This window comes from Devosia crocina (genome assembly GCF_900116545.1).
GTDB classification, from domain to species: Bacteria; Pseudomonadota; Alphaproteobacteria; order Rhizobiales; family Devosiaceae; genus Devosia; species Devosia crocina.
Window position 1 is genome coordinate 294,426 of sequence record NZ_FPCK01000004.1, and the last position, 19,628, is coordinate 314,053.

Annotated in this window: 19 protein-coding genes; 11 read left to right on the top strand and 8 right to left on the bottom strand. The window is 61.1% G+C overall.

The features are described 5' to 3' along the window. Positions 1-1,945: 1,945 nt before the first annotated feature. Positions 1,946-2,827: a transglutaminase family protein gene (locus BM364_RS17445; protein ID WP_092426869.1), complete on the top strand. Its 882-nt coding sequence runs from the start codon at positions 1,946-1,948 to the stop codon at positions 2,825-2,827. A gap of 272 nt (positions 2,828-3,099) precedes the next feature. On the opposite strand, the gene alaE is transcribed toward BM364_RS17445, so the two are convergent. Together alaE and BM364_RS17455 are read right to left on the bottom strand one after the other, a co-directional pair. After that, positions 3,100-3,558 carry an L-alanine exporter AlaE gene (gene alaE, locus BM364_RS17450; RefSeq protein WP_092426871.1) on the bottom strand — a complete coding sequence of 153 codons (459 nt, stop codon included), beginning with the start codon at positions 3,556-3,558 and terminating at the stop codon, positions 3,100-3,102. Further along, positions 3,555-4,235, bottom strand: coding sequence for a CPBP family intramembrane glutamic endopeptidase (locus BM364_RS17455; RefSeq protein WP_092426873.1), 681 nt, complete (start codon positions 4,233-4,235; stop codon positions 3,555-3,557). Before BM364_RS17455 ends, alaE begins: the two co-directional genes overlap by 4 nt. Before the next feature lie 111 nt (positions 4,236-4,346). On the opposite strand from BM364_RS17455, the gene BM364_RS17460 reads away from it, so the two are divergent. The 9 genes from BM364_RS17460 to BM364_RS17500 all read left to right on the top strand — a co-directional run bounded on the left by BM364_RS17460 (position 4,347) and on the right by BM364_RS17500 (position 12,300). Further along, the gene (locus tag BM364_RS17460) at positions 4,347-5,216 is read left to right on the top strand and encodes a LysR family transcriptional regulator (protein ID WP_092426875.1); all 870 of its coding nucleotides are present in this window, start codon (positions 4,347-4,349) and stop codon (positions 5,214-5,216) included. 109 nt (positions 5,217-5,325) lie between these two features. Then, positions 5,326-6,261 (top strand): pirin family protein, encoded by a 936-nt coding sequence (locus BM364_RS17465; protein ID WP_092426877.1) that lies wholly within the window; start codon positions 5,326-5,328, stop codon positions 6,259-6,261. 40 nt (positions 6,262-6,301) lie between these two features. After that, positions 6,302-7,558 carry a DUF5996 family protein gene (locus tag BM364_RS17470; RefSeq protein WP_092426879.1) on the top strand — a complete coding sequence of 419 codons (1,257 nt, stop codon included), beginning with the start codon at positions 6,302-6,304 and terminating at the stop codon, positions 7,556-7,558. 9 nt (positions 7,559-7,567) lie between these two features. After that, the gene (locus BM364_RS17475) at positions 7,568-7,741 is read left to right on the top strand and encodes a DUF2934 domain-containing protein (RefSeq protein ID WP_092426881.1); all 174 of its coding nucleotides are present in this window, start codon (positions 7,568-7,570) and stop codon (positions 7,739-7,741) included. Positions 7,742-7,744: 3 nt separating this feature from the next. Then, on the top strand, positions 7,745-8,803 hold the full coding sequence (locus tag BM364_RS17480) for an LLM class flavin-dependent oxidoreductase (protein WP_210186460.1): 1,059 nt from the start codon (positions 7,745-7,747) through the stop codon (positions 8,801-8,803). Further along, positions 8,804-9,469: an NADPH-dependent F420 reductase gene (locus BM364_RS17485; RefSeq protein ID WP_092426885.1), complete on the top strand. Its 666-nt coding sequence runs from the start codon at positions 8,804-8,806 to the stop codon at positions 9,467-9,469. Then, positions 9,466-10,506 carry an Atu2307/SP_0267 family LLM class monooxygenase gene (locus BM364_RS17490; RefSeq protein WP_092426888.1) on the top strand — a complete coding sequence of 347 codons (1,041 nt, stop codon included), beginning with the start codon at positions 9,466-9,468 and terminating at the stop codon, positions 10,504-10,506. Before BM364_RS17485 ends, BM364_RS17490 begins: the two co-directional genes overlap by 4 nt. Before the next feature lie 299 nt (positions 10,507-10,805). Then, positions 10,806-11,342 carry a dihydrofolate reductase family protein gene (locus tag BM364_RS17495; protein ID WP_092426890.1) on the top strand — a complete coding sequence of 179 codons (537 nt, stop codon included), beginning with the start codon at positions 10,806-10,808 and terminating at the stop codon, positions 11,340-11,342. Between the two features lie 325 nt (positions 11,343-11,667). Then, positions 11,668-12,300, top strand: a complete 633-nt coding sequence (locus BM364_RS17500) for a tyrosine-type recombinase/integrase (protein ID WP_092426892.1) — start codon at positions 11,668-11,670, stop codon at positions 12,298-12,300. 408 nt (positions 12,301-12,708) lie between these two features. Here the strand turns inward: BM364_RS17500 and BM364_RS17505 are convergent, their stop codons facing one another. From BM364_RS17505 to dctP, 6 genes are read right to left on the bottom strand one after another with little or no spacing between them, the layout of a single operon-like run. Continuing rightward, positions 12,709-13,821 (bottom strand): L-tyrosine/L-tryptophan isonitrile synthase family protein, encoded by a 1,113-nt coding sequence (locus tag BM364_RS17505; RefSeq protein ID WP_092426894.1) that lies wholly within the window; start codon positions 13,819-13,821, stop codon positions 12,709-12,711. 36 nt (positions 13,822-13,857) lie between these two features. Beyond that, a complete protein-coding gene (locus tag BM364_RS17510; protein WP_175528655.1) occupies positions 13,858-14,709 on the bottom strand; it encodes an ROK family protein in 852 nt (283 codons plus the stop codon). 1 nt (position 14,710) lies between these two features. Next, the gene (locus tag BM364_RS17515; protein ID WP_092426898.1) at positions 14,711-15,826 is read right to left on the bottom strand and encodes an L-tyrosine/L-tryptophan isonitrile synthase family protein; all 1,116 of its coding nucleotides are present in this window, start codon (positions 15,824-15,826) and stop codon (positions 14,711-14,713) included. Further along, positions 15,823-17,115: a TRAP transporter large permease gene (locus BM364_RS17520; protein WP_092426900.1), complete on the bottom strand. Its 1,293-nt coding sequence runs from the start codon at positions 17,113-17,115 to the stop codon at positions 15,823-15,825. The genes BM364_RS17515 and BM364_RS17520 overlap by 4 nt, the downstream gene beginning before the upstream one ends. Next, positions 17,112-17,588, bottom strand: a complete 477-nt coding sequence (locus BM364_RS17525; RefSeq protein WP_175528656.1) for a TRAP transporter small permease — start codon at positions 17,586-17,588, stop codon at positions 17,112-17,114. The genes BM364_RS17520 and BM364_RS17525 overlap by 4 nt, the downstream gene beginning before the upstream one ends. An 8-nt stretch (positions 17,589-17,596) precedes the next feature. Further along, a complete protein-coding gene (gene dctP / locus BM364_RS17530; protein ID WP_175528657.1) occupies positions 17,597-18,613 on the bottom strand; it encodes a TRAP transporter substrate-binding protein DctP in 1,017 nt (338 codons plus the stop codon). Between the two features lie 211 nt (positions 18,614-18,824). Between dctP and BM364_RS17535 the strand changes: the two genes are divergently transcribed. Then, positions 18,825-19,625, top strand: coding sequence for an AraC family transcriptional regulator (locus BM364_RS17535; RefSeq protein WP_092426909.1), 801 nt, complete (start codon positions 18,825-18,827; stop codon positions 19,623-19,625). Positions 19,626-19,628 lie beyond the last annotated feature (3 nt).

The window sequence follows — 19,628 nt, forward strand, 5'->3', positions numbered from 1 at the left end:
AATCCTATAATACCGATCCAATGGGGCGGCCGCAGCAATCCGAAGTCTTTAAGATTACGGCCGCTACCCCAAAGGCGGCTGCACTGAAGGCGCTGAGTGAGTAACTCCACACGATTGGAGAGGTGCGGCGCCTACGAGCACACGTCATAACCGTGGACGCGATCGGCTTTTCGACGACCACGACATTCTATAGCAAGATTTGACGGGTTGGCTTCGCGCCTCTGCGATGCCTAGACCGCCATCAACATCATGTTCTCGCAAATTAGCGCAACGCTGCTTCAGATATTCTTCCAGAATTGGGGCAATGCAAACGGGTCAACTGCCGTTGAGCATCCATCCCTAAGAATTGGCAGGAGGTTCCGATATTTCGCCAAGAGCAGAACCAACTGGTGTTATGACGAGTTGGTCAGCGTCCCGCTCCGCCAAGCCTCGCGAAACCAGAAAGAACACTGCAGCTTCGTCATCAGTTCCGAACAACGAGCGAAGCGCTACAGGTCCTGCATGGATTCGGCGTAGGAGGCCATACGAATAGGCTGGGATATGCTCGGGACGATTTGTTTTTCTTGAACTGTGGCGAATGCCTTCCAACACAGCAGGTCGCATGAGATCAGAAGCTTCGTGTGTGAAACAGAGTGCTTCCACCCAGGAGGCCACGCTGATCGGTATCGCGGTCGTTCCATCGGCCCACTCCTCCACCAAGCGGGTGTTTATTTCCAAGCATTGGGCTAAGGTTGTTGGAGCCCATCGAATGGTCTCAAGGCAAGTCCGCAAGCGCTCGGGCTTCATGAGCACTTTCCTTGCGTGGTGGGACCTACAATGGCACGCCGCAATGGATAGTCTTCGGAGAAATAAAGGCTGCGTATAGCTGCTCCGTCGTAGCGCATTTCGTCAGCTTCAAGCAGCGAACTCGGTTGTAAGCTCTGCGGTAGCTCTTCCATCGTGTATTGAACGGCCTCCGCCAAAGACGGAAAACGTTGGTATCGAGATGCACGGCCCGCCTTATGGTTCCGACCTGGATAAAGTTCGGCAGGAGCGTTGTAATTTGTCATGACCATTGCCTGGCTGAAGCACGCGCGATCGAGTGCCGCGGGACACAACGTTCATGATCCGATGGAACTGGGCAAAGCCTGAGGCCGAAGGCGTATGAAACGCATCATTCTATTTAGGCACCAATGCAGGCCTATATAAGGCCGCTATGCCAACGACTCCGATTTTTTGACCATAGAGTGACCTGAGACCGCAGGTTTTATCCAGGCCCCGCCACAGTCCTCCTATGCCTTCAATTGAACTTAATTGGCGGAGACACTGCGAGGATCGTCTCTACCCCTAGGCGACGAATTCATTGAGCTTTCGGCTCATGCTTCTTCCGATTTACAAATGGCCCGTTAGCAGTCCTAGGCTGAAGAGCCATCTCGTCTGCCGGCTACATGTCTGAGCGAGCACACCGGACAATAAACGGTGTCGCCACCTCCTTCAACGTGCCGTTCGTATCCCCATGCCATACGGTTGGATACCACTGCCAGCAATTTGCTTATGGCGCCGCCGCGGCCTGCAATAACAAGGATGGTTTCATGCTGCACCGTTTCAAGACTGGCCAGATGCTTGAACTTCGAGCGTCTCCCCGGCAAAGCATTAGACCTTCAGGTCCTTGTGAAGTGATCTCTTGCTTGCCCCATGAAGGAGGACCGCTTCTTTACAGAGTGCGGTCGCAGAGGGAGATTATCGATCGCGTCGTTGATGAATTCGACCTGTCGCCCAGCAGCGCCTCGAAGACTGATTTTGCAGAAGCTGAAAGCGCTTTCTCAGTGGCAATCAAGCGATGATATGTTCCCCCGGTCAACTGTGTATTCCCTCCAGGATCAGCGCGTTGACGCGGGCTGCGACCCCACCTTCATCTTGATGGAGGTCATTGGCAGGCTGCCAAGATCTGCGGAGGTTCTAGATTATGCTCACGCTTAGTCTCCTCCATAGAACCGTATACCGTTACTCAAAGCCGGTTCAACTTTTGCCGCACCGCTTGCAGTTGAGACCACGCGAGGGACAGGAGCTTAAGCTGCTGCGGCATGAAATCGCTTGTGTTCCCCATGCCGCCATAAGCTGGTCGAAGGACGTGTTCGGCAATGAAATCGCAGTGGCGAGCTTTGCGGTGACGACCGATCGCCTCACAATCGAAAGTACTGCGACGGTTGAGCTTTATGCAAGCTCATGGCCAGTATTCGACATCGACGTCTCGGCGATCGCTTATCCCTTCAACTATGCAGAGGGAGATTGGATTGATCTTGGCGCCCTTACAGTGCCTCAATATGAAGATGAAAAGGGCAAATTACCCCAATGGGCGCGCAGTTTCATCGCATCCTCGTCAACAGATACATTGTCCCTCCTCAAAGACCTCAATCTCGGGGTGAACCGTCAGATAGCGTACCAGAGTCGCGAGGATGCAGGCACGCAGTCGCCGGTACACACGTTGTTGCGCGGATGGGGATCGTGCCGCGATCTGAGCATACTGCTGGTGGAGTCGGCGCGTGTTTTGGGTTTTGGCGCTCGCATCGTTTCGGGATACCTTCTACCACTCGAGCCCAGAACGGTGGGGACCGGTGCGACACACGCATGGGCGGAGATCTTCGTTCCTGGACCAGGCTGGATTGCGTTTGATCCCACAAATGGCACCATGGGCGGTGCCGGTCTTATACCCACCACCGTTGCCCGTGGCATATTCCAGGCAGTACCCGCCTCCGGCAGTTTCGTCGGGCCAAGTGATGCATTCAAGAGCATGGAGGTTGAGGTGATCGTGCGCGAAGCTTTCGATTCATGGTCTGGCGAACGGTGATAAGACCTATTCAGTTTAATCAGCGGGCCCGCGTTGCTTGTTGGCCACGAGGATGGAAAAGATCGACTTCTCCTCTTCGACCAGATGATGTTGCTTTGCCGCACTGCGTAACTAATGGCAGCTTTCCAGATCGCCGGAATGGTCTGTGGAAGGCCGCAATGGGGTCGCGAGGAGACCTGCGATTCACACGTTCGGATGGCTTGTTGAGCGACGAAAATAAAGGCTTGGAACGTTGATGTCTTGAGGCGGCAGCGCTCCGCATCCGGGTGCCCTCACGAGTTCAAAGACATTGGCCTGTTCCCGCCAGGCTCAAGCCCAAATGCCGATCGCACGACGTTGAGAAAGGCGCCATAGGGCCGCCCCAGTACCAGCATCATCACGGCCGCCCCGATTATGCCGCGGACCAGATCGCTGCCGCTTGCGCCGCTTGCCGCGATTATGGCGGCATAGATCGGCACCTGAAATGTCAGAAGCGCCAGGCTGTCCCAAAGCAGCTTCGACCGCCGCGTCGATCTGGCATGCCCCATCATCCAGTCGCGCCACAGGCCATACGGCCTTGCAACGGGCACCATGAGCAGGGCTCCGATCAAGCGTGCCTGAAACACCTGTTCCCAACTCATGCTTGCTATGAAGCGCTCGTTGATTATGCCGGTCGCCGTGAAAAATAGTAGCAGCGCCAGGGTGTCGGCGACAAAAGCTCGTCTTTCTCTTGACCTAGGGTTCTTCGTCATTGCGCCACGCCTGCGAAGACCATGACCGGTACGGTCGGCAGGTTCACCACGGAATGCACCACAACGGCAGGCCAGATTGAGCCGCTGCGGCGGAAGATTTCGCCAGCGACCAGACCCGTGACGATGGCGGCCGGAAAAACCGGATTGATGCCGTGGAACAGGGCAAACACAAGGGCGCCGCCGCTGACGCCGATCCATGGCCCATATTTCAGCAGGGCACTGGTCACCACGCCGCGAAACAGGAATTCTTCGCCCAGCGGCGTCAGCACCGACAGCAGCAGCGTCGCCAGAATAAGTGTCCACATCCCGCCACTGCCGCCCTGGGCATAGACTTCTTGGATGTTGGAATTATCCCCGGTCAGCGTGGTGTAGGCTAGGATCGACAGGCTCTTGGCGATGAAGGTGAAGAGGCCGGCCCAAACACCGATCAGCAGCCATTTCAGCGTAGTTCGCCTGATGCCGAACGGAGCCCAAGCCCGGATACGGAGGCCAAAGGCCAGTAAAAATCCGGCCAGACCACCAATGCCCGACAGGGCGGTCATGATCAGCCCGAGGACGACGGGATCGAGCGGCAACCTCACCACGAGCAAGGCGAGGCCTATGCCGAAAATGGCGATGCCGGCGAGGCCGGCCGCGACTTCCGGCCAGCCGGGTGTCTGGGAAATCTGTCTGGTCATTGCGCGTCCCTTGTACTCCGGAGGCAAAGACCGCTGATCTCTTGCAGTTCCATGACATGTTGCGATAGTGCCGCCTGGGGCGCAGCTGTGTCGCGTTTGTGGGAACACTGCATGGATATCGAAGAATTGCAGACCTTCGTGGAGGTCGCCGATGCCGGCGGGATCACTCCAGCCGCGCGGCGCCTGGGGATCTCGAAGTCCATCGTCAGCCGGCGCCTGGCCCGGCTCGAGGCCGAGCTGGGCGAACAGCTGCTGGCCCGAACCACGCGAGGCGCGGCACTGACGGAAGCGGGCGCCGCTTTTCGCGATCACGCCGCCAGGGTCGTCGCCGAAATCGAGACAGCCAGAGATATCATTTCCCCCTCCGGCGAGCTTAAAGGGCGGCTGCGCATCGCCGCGCCACTCTCGGTCGGTCCGTCACAGTTTGCGCCCGTGCTGGCCGAACTTGCGAAACGCCATCCACTCCTTCACATCCATACGTCCTACAGCGATCGCTTCGTCGACCTGATCGCGGAAGGCTTCGATTGCGCCATTCGCGTTGGATATCTCCCTGATTCAAATCTGATTGTCAGGCGGGTTGGCCCCTTCTTCGGCAAACTGGTGGCGAGCCCGGACTATGTTGCGGCTCATGGCGCGCCGCAAACCCCCGATGACTTGCTTGGGCACGAAGCCCTGATGCAGGGCGTCGAACCCTGGCAGCTGAGCGATGGCGACAAGGTCATCACCATCCAGCCGCAGGGGCGGTTCAAGGCCGATAACGGCACAGCGCTGGTCTCGGCCGCCATTGCCGGGATCGGCATTGCCTGGCTGCCGGACTGCCTGGTGGATGAGCATATCGCCACCGGCGAACTCGTGCCCATCCTCGCGCCCTACCCTCCGCCCGTGGCCGGTGTCTATGTCGTGCGCCCGCCCAGCCAGTTCCCCACCCGCAAGATCAAGGCGCTGATCGAAATCCTGGTCGAGCATTTCGGCGGACCCTAGCCGCAGCGTTCCACTTTCCGCGACACAGTAAGTCGGCCCATGCGCCTAGCCGTGCCAGGACCCACATGCCTAACTATCCCTTCAGTGAACAGGACGGGGAGCGTGGCGCGTGAGTTGGAATCCATCCCTGCAACCGGGCGATCCGGACGATGTCGGCGCCGATGCGATCGAGACGCTGATCATCCCACGCAGCCGGGACATTGGCGGTTTCGAGGTCCGCCGGGCCCTGCCCTCCCCACAGCGCCAGATGGTGGGACCATTCATTTTTTTCGACCAGGCAGGGCCGGCAGAATTGCTGACCGGCCAGGGGATTGATGTGCGGCCGCACCCGCATACCGGGCTCGGCACCGTAACCTATCTCTTCCAGGGCGACTTCCACCACCGCGACAGCACCGGCGCCGACCAGGTCATCCGACCGGGCGAACTCAACTGGATGGTCGCCGGACGCGGCGTTTCCCATTCCGAACGAACAACGGCAGCGGCGCGCCGCGGACCCAATAGTCTCTTTGGCATCCAGACCTGGCTGGCTCTCCCCGACACGCACGAAGAAATGGCGCCGACCTTCGAACACCATGGCAAGGCAGCGCTGCCCGTACTGCAGGACAAGGGCGTTTCTGTGCGACTGATCCTGGGCGAGGCCTATGGCCAGGCCGCGCCAGCGACCCTCTTCTCAGAGGCATTCTATGCCGACGTGCAACTGGCCGGCCTCAGCCGCCTGCCAATGCCCGACAATCACGAAGATCGCGGCATCTATATCGTCGAGGGTTCGATCTCCGTTGCGGGCCAGGAATTTCAGGCGCCGCAGATGATGGTGTTTCGGCCCGGTGACAGGATCACCGTGGTTGCCGGCGAGCACGGCGCCAGGGTCATGATCCTCGGTGGCGCGACGTTCAATGGTCCCCGCTACATCTGGTGGAACTTCGTCGCCTCATCGCAGGAACGGATCGAGCAGGCCAAGGCCGAGTGGCGCGCCCAGAAATGGGGGCAAGGCCTTTTCGACCTGCCGGTCGATGACCGCAACGAATTCATCCCTCTGCCCGATTGATCGCGGCAGGAAGCCAAAAGAAATCAAGCACAGGACGATCATGACCAACTGGCCTCAACTCGACTATCTCGGCTGGCGCGACACCTGCTCGGCGCTGCATCTCTATCTCCAGATCGCCGGAAAATACCGGCTCGCTCACACACCCTGGCTCAACCACTCCTGGCACGCGACTTTCTATGTCACGCCCATGGGTCTCGCTTCCTCGCCCATTCCCGACGGGCCGGGCATCGAAATCCTGTTCGACTTCAAGAACCATCAGGTCGTCGGCACCTGCGGCAATGGCCATCGTGCATCGTTCGCACTCAAGGCCATGACGGTCGCCGCTTTTCATGCCCGCTTCATTGCGCTTGTGACTGAACTGGGCGGCACGCCAACCTTCAACAGTGAGCCCAACGAGGTGCCCAATCCGGTCCCTTTTTTGGAGGATCATCGTGACCGCCCCTATGACCGGGCAGCTGTCGAGCGCTTCCACGCGGCCCTGGTGGCCATAGACCGGGTGTTCGGCCGGTTCCGCACGGCCTTTCTCGGCAAATCCAGCCCGGTTCACCTGTTCTGGGGCAGTTTCGATCTGGCGGTCACCCGCTTTTCCGGCCGCCGCGCGCCACTGCATCCCGGCGGCGTGCCGGCGCTGCCGCTTGAAGTGGCCCAGGAAGCCTATGACCGCGAGGTGGCCTCGGTCGGCTTCTGGCCCGGTGGCGGGGGCCTCGACTACCCTGCTTTCTACGCCTATGCCTATCCAGCGCCACAGGGCTTCAAGGCAGCTCCGGTGCAGCCCGGCGGCGCCTTCTGGCACGAGGCGCTGGGCGAATTCATCCTCCCCTATACCGCCGTACAGTCCGCCGCCGATCCGGACGCGGCTCTCACGGCCTTTCTCAGTTCGACCTATGAAGCTGCGGCCGATCTCGGGCACTGGGATCGCGACCTGCTCGAATGCGGACCCGGGCGCCCCCGGCAGGTGCGCAGCCACGATGCTGGTCAGCACCACGTGGCGACGGCCCCCGAAGAGGGCGTCGTCGAACGGCAGGATGCCCCCACCAAGGGCCGCTATCGGCTCGTCATCGACGGCGTCGAGGCGGAGATGACCTATAGCCGGATCAGTCCCGAACTCATCATCATCGACCATACCGGCGTGCCCGAAGTCCTGCGTGGCCGCAAGGTGGGTGAACGTCTGGTGCGACAGGCGGTCGAGGATGCGCGCCGGGACGGGGTGTCCATCCTGCCGCTCTGCCCCTTTGCCAAGGCGCAGATCAACCGGCATCCGGAATGGCAGGACGTGCTGCAGCGATCACGGGCGTGAGGGCCAGCCATGTATGAAGACACCGAGAAATTCGTCGATCTCGATTTCCAGCAGCGCGTACGCCAGCGGGCCTATGACCTTTGGGAGAAGGACGGCAGGCAGCAAGGGCGCAAGACCGACTATTGGTTCGAGGCGCTGCGCCTCGAACTCGACACGCGCCAGCAGCCTGACGCGGCACCATAGGATTTGTCGATGAGCATTGAGTTTGGAATAGATTCCTTCGGCGACCTGCCGCGGGACGACCATGGCGCGATCGTATCCCATGCAGAGGCCATACGCGCCACGGTCGAAGAAGCAATCCTGGCCGACCAGATCGGGATAGACGTGGTGTCGCTGGGCGAGCATCACCGGCCCGAATATGCGATCTCGAGCCCAGAGACCGTGCTGGCCGGCATTGCCACGCGGACATCGCGCATTCGGCTTGCTTCGGGCGTGACGGTTTTGAGTTCGGATGATCCCGTGCGGGTGTTCCAACGCTTCGCCACTGTCGATGCCCTGTCCAATGGTCGGGCCGAAGTCATTCTCGGCCGGGGCTCCTTCACCGAATCCTTCCCGCTGTTCGGCTTCGACCTCAAGGACTACGACATCCTGTTCGAGGAAAAGATCGATCTGTTCAACCAGCTGCTCGATGAAAAGCCGGTCTCCTGGACCGGCACGACACGAGCGGCCCTGAATGAGGCCGATGTGTTCCCCAAGACCGAGTCCGGGCGGCTGACCACATGGGTGGGTGTCGGTGGCTCGCCGCAATCGGTGATCCGCACGGCCAAATATGGCTTCGGGCTCATGCTGGCCATTATCGGCGGCCAGCCGGCGCGTTTTGCACCCTATGTCGACCTCTACCGCCGCGCCTGCGAACAGTTCGGCACCACGGCTGTGCCCGTTGGCATGCATTCGCCCGGATTCGTCGCCGAGACGGACGAGGAAGCGCGCGAACTTTTCTATCCCGGATACCGGGAAATCCGCGATCGCATCGGCGCGCTGCGCGGTTGGCCACCTTTGCGCAAGGAAGAATTCGATGCCGATGTGGCCACCGGCTCGCTCTATGTCGGCTCGCCCGAAACCGTGGCCCGAAAAATGGCCCTGGCGATCGAAGCGCTCGATGTCGGCCGCTTCGATCTCATCTATTCGGCCGCCGGCGCCGTTTCCGCCAGCGCCCGCCTCAAGGCCGTCGAGCTTTACGGCACGAGGGTCATACCGCGCGTGAGGGAAATCCTCGCCGACCGGACAACGGCAGCACAACAATAGATGACCCACAGCACAGTGAAGACCATCGGCATTCTGGGTGCGGGCAAGGTTGGTGTGGTTCTGGCCAGGCTCGCCGTCGCGGCCGGCTATCGGGTGCTCATTGCGGGATCGGGCGATCCCGACAGAATTGCGCTGACCATCGAGGTCCTCGTGCCCGGTGCCGTCCCTGCCTGGTCTGCAGAGGCTGCGCAAAGGGCCGACCTCGTCATCCTGGCCCTGCCACTCGGCAAGTATCAGGACCTTCCCGTCGCCGCGCTGGCGGACAAGCTCGTCATCGACGCCATGAATTACTGGTGGGAGACCGATGGCGAGAGGGCGGACCTCAACGATCCGCAACGCTCCACCACCCAGATCGTGCAGGATTTCCTGCCGAGCTCCCGCGTGGTGAAGGGGTTCAATCACATGGGCTATCACGATCTCGACGAGCAGGCCCGCCCCCACGGAACGCCCAACCGAAAGGCGATCGCCATCGCTGGCAATGACCCGTCCGATGTCGCGGCGGTCGCCGGTCTCGTCGATGCACTCGGTTTTGACGCCGTTCACGCTGGCGCGCTGCGCGATGGCATCAGGCTGCAGCCTGGCATGTCCGCCTTTGGCGCCAATGTCGCCGCAACCGAGCTCGAACACCTGCTCCGCCAGGAAATTGACGACAAGGAGCCCGCATGAAGATCGGCATTCACAGCTTCGCCGCGCTATTCCCCGACGCCACCACCGGCGCCATTCCATCAGCGACTGACCGGATGGCCAGCCTGCTCGACGAGATCGAGCTGGCAGAAGAAGTCGGACTCGATTTCTTTGGCATTGGCGAGCACCATCGCGCAGAATTCCTTGATTCCGCGCCGGCAATGATCCTGGCGGCTGCGGCGGCGCGCACCAGCCGGATCCGGCTGACCAGCGCTGTGACCGTCTTGAGCGCCGACGATCCGGTCCGGGTGTTCCAGAATTTCGCGACGCTTGATCTGCTTTCCCGCGGACGGGCCGAAATCGTCGCCGGGCGCGGCTCGTCGGTCGAGGCCTTTCCGCTGTTTGGTCACGCCATGACCGACTATGACGAATTGTTCGCCGAGAAACTCGAACTGCTGCTGCTTTTGCGCGGGACCACCTATCCAACCTGGAAGGGCCGCTTTCGTCCCGCGCTCAGTGGACAGGGCGTTTTTCCGCGCCCCCATCAGGAAAGGATGCCGATCTGGGCTGGCGTCGGTGGCACGCCGCAATCTTTCGCGCGGGCCGGAGCGCTCGGCCTGCCGCTGATGATCGCGATTATCGGCGGCAGCTTCGAACGTTTCGCCCCGCTGGTCGAGCTCTATCGCAAGGCCGGGGAACAGGCCGGGCACGATCCCTCCCGGTTGCAGGTGGCGGTTCATGCCATGGGCTTTGTTGCCGATACCGACGCAGAGGCGCGTGACCGCTTCTATCCCGGTTGGGCGCAGATGATCGGCAAATATGCCAAGGAACGCGGCTGGCCACCGCCCGACCGCGCCCAGTTCGACGCGATGACCGGTCCGGACGGCGCCTTTATCGTGGGGAGCCCCGGCACGGTCATAGCCAAACTGCGCCATGCCGACGACGTTCTCGGCGGCTTGTCGCGCGTCGCCTTCCAGATGACATCGGCGGCGCTCGAAACTAACGCCATGGCCCGTTCGATCGAGTTACTCGGCAAGGTGGTAGCACCGGCAATGCAGTCGGTCCACGTCCCTACATAACGCACACCAACGCAAGATCGATTTCACTCATCGCCAGCGAAGCGGACTGACCGCTTTCAGGAGCAAAGCTTTGAGCGAGTAATGACCGAAATGGGGTAGGATTCCGACGCTGCTTGGTTTGCCGTGATCGTTCTCTGACGGCCGCGTCGGCCGAAAGAAATGCAGTTGCAATCATGTGCCCCTGCAACATCAGGAAGGCCTGCTTGATAACTACTGCAAGAAGAGGTGTGCTGACTGCTGCCAATATCTGACAGGATACCCGACGTACGTTCAACGAGACGAGGGAATGGAGATCGATAGTGGTTTCGGGTCATGTGTTTATCGGAACGAGCCTGGATGGGTTCATAGCGCGTTCCGACGGCGATATCGAATGGCTCACAAGTTTTTCGGGACTGGATGGAGACCTTGGTTATGATGCTCATATGGCACGAGTCGACGGCATCATTATGGGTCGTGGTTCGTTCGACGCCGTAAAGAGTACCGAGCCATGGCTCTATCCCAAACCAGTCCTGGTGCTGAGCCACACGCTCACCGACGGCGACGTTCCTCAAGCGCTTCAGGGCAAGGTCGAGATTGTCGATGCCACGCCCCGGGACGCTATGCTCATCGCTGCCGAACGGGGGTGGCGGGGGGTCTACGTTGATGGTGGCGCAGTGATCCAGTCGTTCTTGCGGGCCGGGCTTATCAACGACATGATCATTAGTCGGGTACCGGTTTTGATAGGGGATGGACTTCCGCTGTTCGGGGCTCTGCCGGGTGACATCGCGCTGGAGCATGTTGAGACCAACAGTTTTCCGTCTGGCATCGTCCAATCGTTTTACCGCGTGGTTCAGTAACCTCAGTTGATGATCTGCTGCTTGTGACGGTAGCCCCTGGCCAGAAGAGGATGAAGCCTCGGTCAATGCCACCCGGGAGCCAAGTTTCGGTTTGCTCCGAGTGCCATCGACGACAAGCCGGATTGAGACGCAGGCATCTGAGCAATGCGAGCTGGCAAAAGCCTCGGCAGCAATGGCGGCTTTCGTTGATTTGGCCTGCCCGGTCTAACGGCCGAAGTGGGGTCGGTATCTGCCCCCTGCCCCGCAGCCATTTTGGGGTCGTCCCCATCTTGGGCCCTGCCACAATCGTTTCTTCCACGGCCGCTTCGGCCAAAGGAGAAATGTAATGGGTATCTCACAATATGACCCTGCCGCAGCAGGGAGACCTGCCTGGAACGCCGGCAGGCAAGTCGGCGCCAAACGCGCTCTGAAAATCAGACAGATCTGGTCGATCCGCTTCTTTCTCGATCGGGAAGGTCGAATGCGAGATCGAGCGCTGTTCGACCTTGCGCTCGACAGTAAGCTTCGAGGCTGTGACTTGGTGAAGATCAAGATCGGCACGCTTGTGACTGGTCCGACCATTCGATCTCGGTCGATGGTGGTCCAGCAAAAGACGGGAAGACCAGTTCAGTTTGAGATCACCGCCGACACGAGGGCCAGCTTGCTCGCTTGGCTCGAGCGGCGGGGCGGCAGCGTTGATGACTTCGCATTCCCGAGCCGCGTCCATCCCGACGACCACCTCAGTACGCGGCAATACGCAAGACTCGTGGACGAGTGGGTGACTGCCATAGGTCTTGCACCCGAGGAATATGGCACCCATTCGCTCCGTCGAACCAAGGCGTCGCTCATCTACAAGGCCACAGGCAATTTGCGAGCCATTCAGATCCTGCTTGGTCACAGCAAGATTGAGAACACGGTTCGCTACCTCGGCGTTGACGTCGACGACGCGCTATCGCTTTCTGAGGCAACGGAAATTTGATCTCAAACCTCTTCGCCGGCTGCTGTTTCAAATCGGTCGGCGAAGCGCCCCATTCCCGCCGTTCGGAAGGCCTCCGCTACGTCCCAAAAGCAGCCGTCCCGCTCGATGGCAGGCGATAGCGGTTGTGGCGCGGCTAGCAGACCAACTGGTTCTGAGTAAGTTAGGGGGAAGCACACACTTCCAGCATGGTATCTGGCCATGTTGGCAACCTCGGAGACCCGCCTTCTGGCGCTTTTATCCAACACATAACCGAGTTCCAAGATTTTGGTCGGATGAGTGCGTTCCTGTGAGATGGGCGCCTCCACGCTTGGCGGGAGGCTGGTTGGCGCATTGGTGTCGGTCAACGCATAGCTGCGCGGACTGACACCGTGATCCACTATGTAGAACTAAAGGACGGAAACTCCGAGATCATACCTCATAGAGATATGGAGTGCCGTCTGAATCCTCATTGAGGTGAATAGGAGACACCTCCAGGCCCTGCCTGCGAAGGTCCCAGATATAGATGATCGACAACGTCCCCTCTTTGCGGTTCCAGACAGGTACGCCGTGATAAGGCAGGACATCGGCCGGCAATGGCAGCGGACGCACGCCGATCCGTCCCGGGCGGGGCGAAACGGTCAGAGCCACCGCCTTGGGTGCATAGCGCTCGAGCAACTGGATCCGGTCGCGGGCTTCGAGGAATGCGCGATAGCGCACCACGCCTTCTGCCGACCGCGCGTCGAGCTTCTGGCGCAAGGCGGCGCCGGCGGGATCGTTGAGATAAGCCAGGCGAATAGCCTCGGGGCTTTCGGCAGTCACGTCGTTGAGATGGAAGGTCACCGGATAGGCAGCGGTGAGCGCATCGACGGTCGTGGCGTCGCCGCTGTCGCGACGGGCCTTGATATCCTTGGTCACCTCGTCCCAGAGCGCATGGAAGCCATCCACCTCGTCGGCAATCCGGCTAGTATCGTGGAGCTTGACATAGCGATCGTATCCAAACCGCGCAGCCGTTTCTTCAAGAGCGACGAAATAGGCGTCGGCGTCGGCGCGCGGCATGCCGTTCATCTCGTGGAAAGAGCCCTCGGCAAACACATGGATCATGGCGCCAGGCTCATAGGCTTCGGCAATGGCCGCGCCGATCTGGTGCAGGCGCGCAAGCATCGACACCTCGCCGAAATCGGGCAGCTTGCGATTGGTCTTGAGCGGCACGGGTGCCTTGAAGGGGAAGCCTAGAATGGTGAAGCCGATCGGCTCGTTGCGCTCGATGAAATAGGCAAACTGCTCCTTCCAGTGGGTTCCCAGCTGCAGGATCCAGTCCGGATCGCCGAAGCAGACCGCCGGATCGGCGAAGAACTGCAGCAGCCGCTCGGGAAGCGACCCTGTCGCGGGGAGCTGGAGCTTGGGCGCGACGGCCTCGATCATGGGTGCGAAATAGTCTGCCTCGACGGTGCGGCCCGGCAGGAAGGTACTGGTCTCCTTGGTTTCGCTCAGCGATGCGAAGGGCTTGAAGGGAAAAACATAGGCGCTGGTCTTTTCAGACATCGGGATGGCTCTCTTTATGTGGATTGATTGTAGGACCTAGACCAGGCCCCGGCAGGCCGCGGCCTCAAGCTGCGACACCACGATGGCATCGGGCTGGCAGGCGGGCTCGGCATGTTCGCGCACATAAGCACGGGTCAGGTCGATGAAATGGGTAGCCGCCTGCGCGACCGACCCGCAAAGCACGAAGGTCCTGGGATTGAAGTGGCGCGCCAGCATGACGAGGAGGCGGCCCAGATACTTCCCGATGATGGCGAAGGTCTCGGCGGCAGCGGCGTCGCTGCCGACCAAGCCGCTGATGTCCACAGCCGTGCGCGGCTGGCCCGACAGCCGCTCGTAGATCAGGGCAACTCCCCGGCCCGAGAGCAGGTGGTCCATGATCAGCCAGTCGCTGATTTCCTCGACGAAGAAGCGTTCCTGACTGATGAGCCCTGCCCCGCCGCGATAGCCGCGCATTACGCTGCCGTCGTGATAGGCAAAGCCCGATCCTGATCCCAGATTGACGACCACCAGGGGCGCTGCATTATGGCCCTGTCCGAAGCGATATTCGCCCAAGGCCATGGCCTGCACATCGCTTTCGACCTGGTAGGACCGGTCGAAACGCCGCTGCAACATGTCGCCCAGATCGACCTCGATACGGCCGCCGAGCAGCGAGCTTTGCGTCAGGCGCGACTCGTGCACCGGCGCATTCCAGCTCAGTCCGATCTTACTGTCTGCCGCCTCGACATAGCGCTGGAAGAGGTCGAATGCAGCGTCGAGGAATTCCGGTCGGCCCGGCCCGAGGCTTGCTGTCGCCACCCGGTCACGGAAGACGAAGCTGCCGTCCGGGCGCATGCGACAAATGTCGATCTTGGTGCCACCCAGATCGAAGGCAATGGTCGTTTCAGCCATTTCAGCTCTCGATATAGGCGAAGGGCGCCGGATCGGTGTCGCCATCGAGACGCAGTGGCGTATAGCCCTTGCCGCTACGACGCAGGTCCCAAAGATAGCTGATATCCATGCCCTGCCCGTCGCGGGCGATGACGGTGACACCATGATAGGGCAGGATCTGTGCTGGAGGCGGCAAGGACCGCACGCCGAGCCGGCCGGGCCGCGGCGACACTGTCATCGCCAGTGCCTCCGGCGCGACGCGCTCGAGCAATTGCACCCGGTCTCGGGCTTCAAGAAAGGCGCGATAGGTGACGACACCGCTTTCGGCGCGTCGCTGGATGCTGTCGATCAGCTCCTGCGCCGCCGGGTCGCGGCGATAGGCCCGGGCCAGATCGAGATCGGCGACGCCGGGATTGGCCAAGTTATGGAAGCGCACCGGCAGCGCATCCCGGATGGCGTCGAGCACCTTCTGGTCGCCGGCATCGCGGCGCCTTTCGATATCCTTGGCCGTATCCGCCCAGACACCGGCGAAATCGGGATTGGCATCCACCACCGCGTTGAGGTCATGCAGCGCCACATGCTGGTTGAGACCAAACCGCACCAGGAGGTTCTCGAGCGAGGCGAAATAGACATCGGAGTCGGCGCGACTGACGCCGTTGAAGGCACCGAACGGGCCTTCGGTGAAAACGTGCGATCTGGCACCCGGCGCATAAACGCGAGTAATGGCGCGACCGATCTGGTTGAGCCGGGCCAGCGACACCACTTCACCGAAATCGGCCAGTTTCCGGTTGGTCTTGAGCGGTACCGGCATCTTGTAGGGGAAGCCCAGTATGGTCATCTCGAGCATCCGGCCCTGGCTTGTGAAGCGCGCGATACGCTCGATCCACTGTTCCCGAAGATCGGTCACGAAGGCCAGTTCGCCGAAGCGCACCGCATCGTCGGCGAAGATCGAAAAGATGGTTTCCTCGATCGTCGCGGCCGGCGTGACGTTGATTTCCGGGGCAAAGCGTTCGAGCCAACTGGAATAGCCCTCGACAGGCAGTGTCTGCGGCTCGGAAAATCGTGCGTTTTCCTCAGCAATATTGAGATGCAGGAAGGGACGGAAGGGATAGATATAGGGACTGGTCTTTTCGTTCATCTGCCTAGCCAGGTTGGAAGGGTGGTAACCAGCTGCGGGAAGATCACCAGCAGCGCGAGAATGGTGAAGAGCACCGCGTAGAACGGCAGCATTTCCTTGAGGAATGTCTCGATCCGACACCCCGTCATCGAGCACACCGTGAACATCACGATGCCGACGGGCGGCGTCAGGGTCGAAAAGGTCAGCGTCACCACGACCAGCACGCCCATATGCACCGGGTCGATACCGAAGTGGGTGGCGATGCCGACCAGGATCGGCGCACCGATGATCATGACCGCGGCGCCCTCGATGACCATGCCGAGCAGGGTCAGGCCCAGGCACACGATCATCAGGATCACCGTGGGGCTGTCGCTGACGGTGCTGAGCCAGGTGATGATCTTGAGCGGCACCTGCTCGATGGCGAAGATGTAGGAAAAAGCGCCAGACGCACCGATGATGATCAACACGGTCGCGCTGGTCTTTGCAGTGTCCTTGAGCACGTCCCAGAGGTCCGCCAGCGACATGGTGCGATAGATGAACACGCTGACCAGCAGCGTGTAGATCGCCGCCATCGCAGCCAGCTCAGTGATGGTGAAGAGGCCGGTGCGAATGCCGCCGACCAGGATGACCGGCATCATCAACGCCCAGAAGCAGTCTATGAAGGCGCGGCCTTTTTCGCCCCAGGTGCTCTTGCGTTCCTGGATCGAGCCATAGGCACGTATCCGCGAGATCACCGCAACAAGCGCCATGAGCGATACGGCGATGACGAGCGCCGGCACCACGCCGCCCAGGAACAGCGCCGCCACCGACACCTGGCCGAGCAGGCCATAGAGGATCAGCGAAGTCGACGGCGGCAGGATGGGCGCAATGACCGAGGATGCCGCCGCAATGGCTGCGGAAAATCCGAGCGAATAGCCGCGCTTGCGCATCTGCGGCACGAGAATGCGTGAATCCACCGCCGCGTCGGCAACCGCCGAACCCGACATGCTGCCCATGACGAGACTGTTGAGTACGCCCACCTGGGCAAGCCCACCCCGCCAATGTCCCACCAACACATAGGCAAAGGACATGATCTTGTCGGCAATGCCGCCGCGCGCCATGACCGTGCCGGCCAGGATGAAAAACGGGATCGCCAGCAGCGGGAATGACCGCAGCGCGGTCTGCACCTGCTGCATCATTACCAGCGTCGAGAGCTCGGCATGACCCAGGAAGTAAATGAGTGCGGCGCCCAGTACGGCGTAGATCACCGGCACGCCCAGGACCATCAGCAGCATCATGCCGATGAGATCGAGAATGAGGAACAGGCTCATGGTTGGCGCCTTCCTGTGACGAAACCCACGCTCCGCCGCACATGGGCGAGCGCCATGAGGCCGAAGCTGATGGGGAAGATCATGTAGAAATAGCCCAGCGGCATCTCGAGCCCCTCCGAGACGCGGGTCCAGCTGCGCATCGTGTATTGCCAGGAACAGACCGCCATAATCGCCGCAACGGCGCAGCAGAAAGCCTCGACGATGAGGCGCGCTGCTATGCGGGGTCCGCGTGCCCCGATCCGGTCGATGAAATCGACCTGGAAATGCGAGCCGGTGCGCGAGGCCCCTGCCGCGCCCAGGAAGATCATCCAGACGAAGGCATAGGTGGCTATTTCCACCCCGTCCGGGATCGTGCTGCGGAAGAAATTCCGCAGCACGATGTCGATGGTAATCATCGCTGTCACCAGCCCGATCAGCAGACCGGGCAAGGTGTCATCGATGATCGCCCCAAGGCGATCCAACACGCGCAGCATGGCCGCCACTAGTCCTTCATCGCCGCGATGGCGCGGTCGTAGAGACCTTCGGACCATTCGGGGAACATGGTGTAGAATTCGGCGGTCGCCTCGCGATAGGCGTCCTGGTTGGCGTCGACGAAGGTCACCCCGGCCTCGCGCAATGCGGTCTCGCGATTTGCGGTGATGTCGTTCATGCCGAGCGAATATTCGGCGCCCTTCTGCTGGAATTCGCTCACCAGCAGCTGCTGGCAGGATTCAGGCAGGCCGCGAAACTGTCCCTCGTTCATGGCAAAGCCGTAGAACAGGCGGAAGTGCTCGGTGTTGGTCACCGTGGTGGCCACTTCCATCAGGTTGGCATCGGCCATGCCGTCCAGTCCGCCTTCAACGGCTTCGACCACACCCTGCTGCAGGGCGAGGTAGAGTTCGGAGAACGGCAGGGCGATGGGCAGCGAACCGAGCAGCTCGAAGGTTCGCATATAGGCCGGTGCCTCGGGCGAGCGCAGCTTCACGCCCACCAGGTCGCTCGGCTCGGGATAGCCGCGCTGGCCAAGGAAGACGCGCGGCGAGTCGAACCAGTTGATGGCGAGCAGCCGCAGATCCGATTTCTCGGCCAGCGTTTCGGCCAGCTCGTCCATCAGTTCGGAGCCGGCGAGCTTTTCTGCCGCTTCCAGCGAAGGCGTCAGGAAGGGACCATTGAAGATCGAAAAGTCGGGGACGCCCGCCGTCGCGAGATTGCCGGTCTGGGTGTAGAAGATGATGTTTTCGCCCAGCGAGGCCTGCTCGAGCGCCTGGACGGGCCCGCCCAACTGTCCCGAGGGGAAGAGTTCGAGCCGCAGCTTGCCGTCGGTTGCTTCGGTCACCGAGGCGACGATTTCCTCGAGCCGCGGATGGATCGGGCTGGTCGGCGAATTCTGGTGCGAAATGCGGAAATAGGCTTCGCTGCCCAAGTCGGTGCCGCAGGTATTGTCCTGCGCAAGAACGGCAGCCGGCATGGCGACGCAAAGCGCCACCGCAGCCGCAGAAATTAGGGTCTTGTTGGTCATGTCTTCCTCTCTTGAACGGCGGGAGCGGTTCCCAGCGGCACCCACCATGACCCTAACGCTAGCCGAGCCGGCAGGCGCTGGATTGAATGTTTGTGAACGAGGCGTGACAGTGGGTCACTGGGCTTGACACCCCGGCATTCCGGGTGTTTCCAATGCGTACGACCTGCAGCCGCTAGGCTGTTTAGAATTTTTGCGAGTGAGTTTTTGCCTCATGCGGCATGGTGTGCGGCACTGGCGGATCGGCGACTGGATCGACGCCTTTGAGCTGGTTTCGGGACCGGAAGCCGGCTTCCTGCACTGTCACGCCACCTTCAACATCGGCGCCATGATCGACGGCCACGCCCATGTTTCGGTCGACGGCGCCTCCTACGACCAGTTGCCCGGGTCGGTCGTCATGCTCAATGCCTATCAGCCGCATGCCAGTGGCTGGTCCGCCCCATCCAACACCTATTTCGTGCTCCATGTCGGCCACCGCTTCTGGGATGAAGGGGTCGCCGCCGAGGGACCGGCCTGGGGTTTCGCTGTCCCCGTTAATCAGGATCAGCTGGTCTTTCACTATCTCCTGGGGCTACGAGCCCAGTTGCACGCGGATGCCGATTCCGTCTCTGCCGGCGACATCAGGTCGCTGATCGACCTGTGCAGGTTGCGGGGCCATGTCGTTGCGAGGCCCATCGACACGACCGACGCCGATGAGGCCACGATCAACGACCTGCTGCGCCTCAGCGAAGCCGAGGATGCCGACATGGGCAGCGCAACCGTGTCGGCGCTTGCCGAGGATGCAGGATTGACGCGCTTTCAGTTCGCCCGCCTGTGCCAGCGAACCTCCGGCATGCAGCCGCGCCGGCTGCGCATCCAACTGATGGTTGCCCGCGCCCAGCGGGGCATCCGGGACGGCCTCGACCTGGCTTCAGCCTCGGCGATGGCCGGCTTCAGCGACCAGAGCCACATGAGCCGCGAGTTCCGCCGGACTATCGGGATGACACCTAAGGACTACCAGCGCCTGAGCCAGTAGGAC

Coding starts and splice junctions, on each gene's coding strand:
- BM364_RS17515 (WP_092426898.1), bottom strand. CDS start 15,826: ATGAACGAAAAGACCAGTCCCTATATCTATCCCTTCCGTCCCTTCCTG.
- BM364_RS17510 (WP_175528655.1), bottom strand. CDS start 14,709: ATGGCTGAAACGACCATTGCCTTCGATCTGGGTGGCACCAAGATCGAC.
- BM364_RS17470 (WP_092426879.1), top strand. CDS start 6,302: ATGACCAACTGGCCTCAACTCGACTATCTCGGCTGGCGCGACACCTGC.
- BM364_RS17525 (WP_175528656.1), bottom strand. CDS start 17,588: ATGCTGCGCGTGTTGGATCGCCTTGGGGCGATCATCGATGACACCTTG.
- BM364_RS17500 (WP_092426892.1), top strand. CDS start 11,668: ATGGGTATCTCACAATATGACCCTGCCGCAGCAGGGAGACCTGCCTGG.
- dctP (WP_175528657.1), bottom strand. CDS start 18,613: ATGACCAACAAGACCCTAATTTCTGCGGCTGCGGTGGCGCTTTGCGTC.
- BM364_RS17485 (WP_092426885.1), top strand. CDS start 8,804: ATGACCCACAGCACAGTGAAGACCATCGGCATTCTGGGTGCGGGCAAG.
- BM364_RS17460 (WP_092426875.1), top strand. CDS start 4,347: ATGGATATCGAAGAATTGCAGACCTTCGTGGAGGTCGCCGATGCCGGC.
- alaE (WP_092426871.1), bottom strand. CDS start 3,558: ATGACGAAGAACCCTAGGTCAAGAGAAAGACGAGCTTTTGTCGCCGAC.
- BM364_RS17505 (WP_092426894.1), bottom strand. CDS start 13,821: ATGTCTGAAAAGACCAGCGCCTATGTTTTTCCCTTCAAGCCCTTCGCA.
- BM364_RS17445 (WP_092426869.1), top strand. CDS start 1,946: ATGCTCACGCTTAGTCTCCTCCATAGAACCGTATACCGTTACTCAAAG.
- BM364_RS17455 (WP_092426873.1), bottom strand. CDS start 4,235: ATGACCAGACAGATTTCCCAGACACCCGGCTGGCCGGAAGTCGCGGCC.
- BM364_RS17490 (WP_092426888.1), top strand. CDS start 9,466: ATGAAGATCGGCATTCACAGCTTCGCCGCGCTATTCCCCGACGCCACC.
- BM364_RS17535 (WP_092426909.1), top strand. CDS start 18,825: ATGCGGCATGGTGTGCGGCACTGGCGGATCGGCGACTGGATCGACGCC.
- BM364_RS17520 (WP_092426900.1), bottom strand. CDS start 17,115: ATGAGCCTGTTCCTCATTCTCGATCTCATCGGCATGATGCTGCTGATG.
- BM364_RS17475 (WP_092426881.1), top strand. CDS start 7,568: ATGTATGAAGACACCGAGAAATTCGTCGATCTCGATTTCCAGCAGCGC.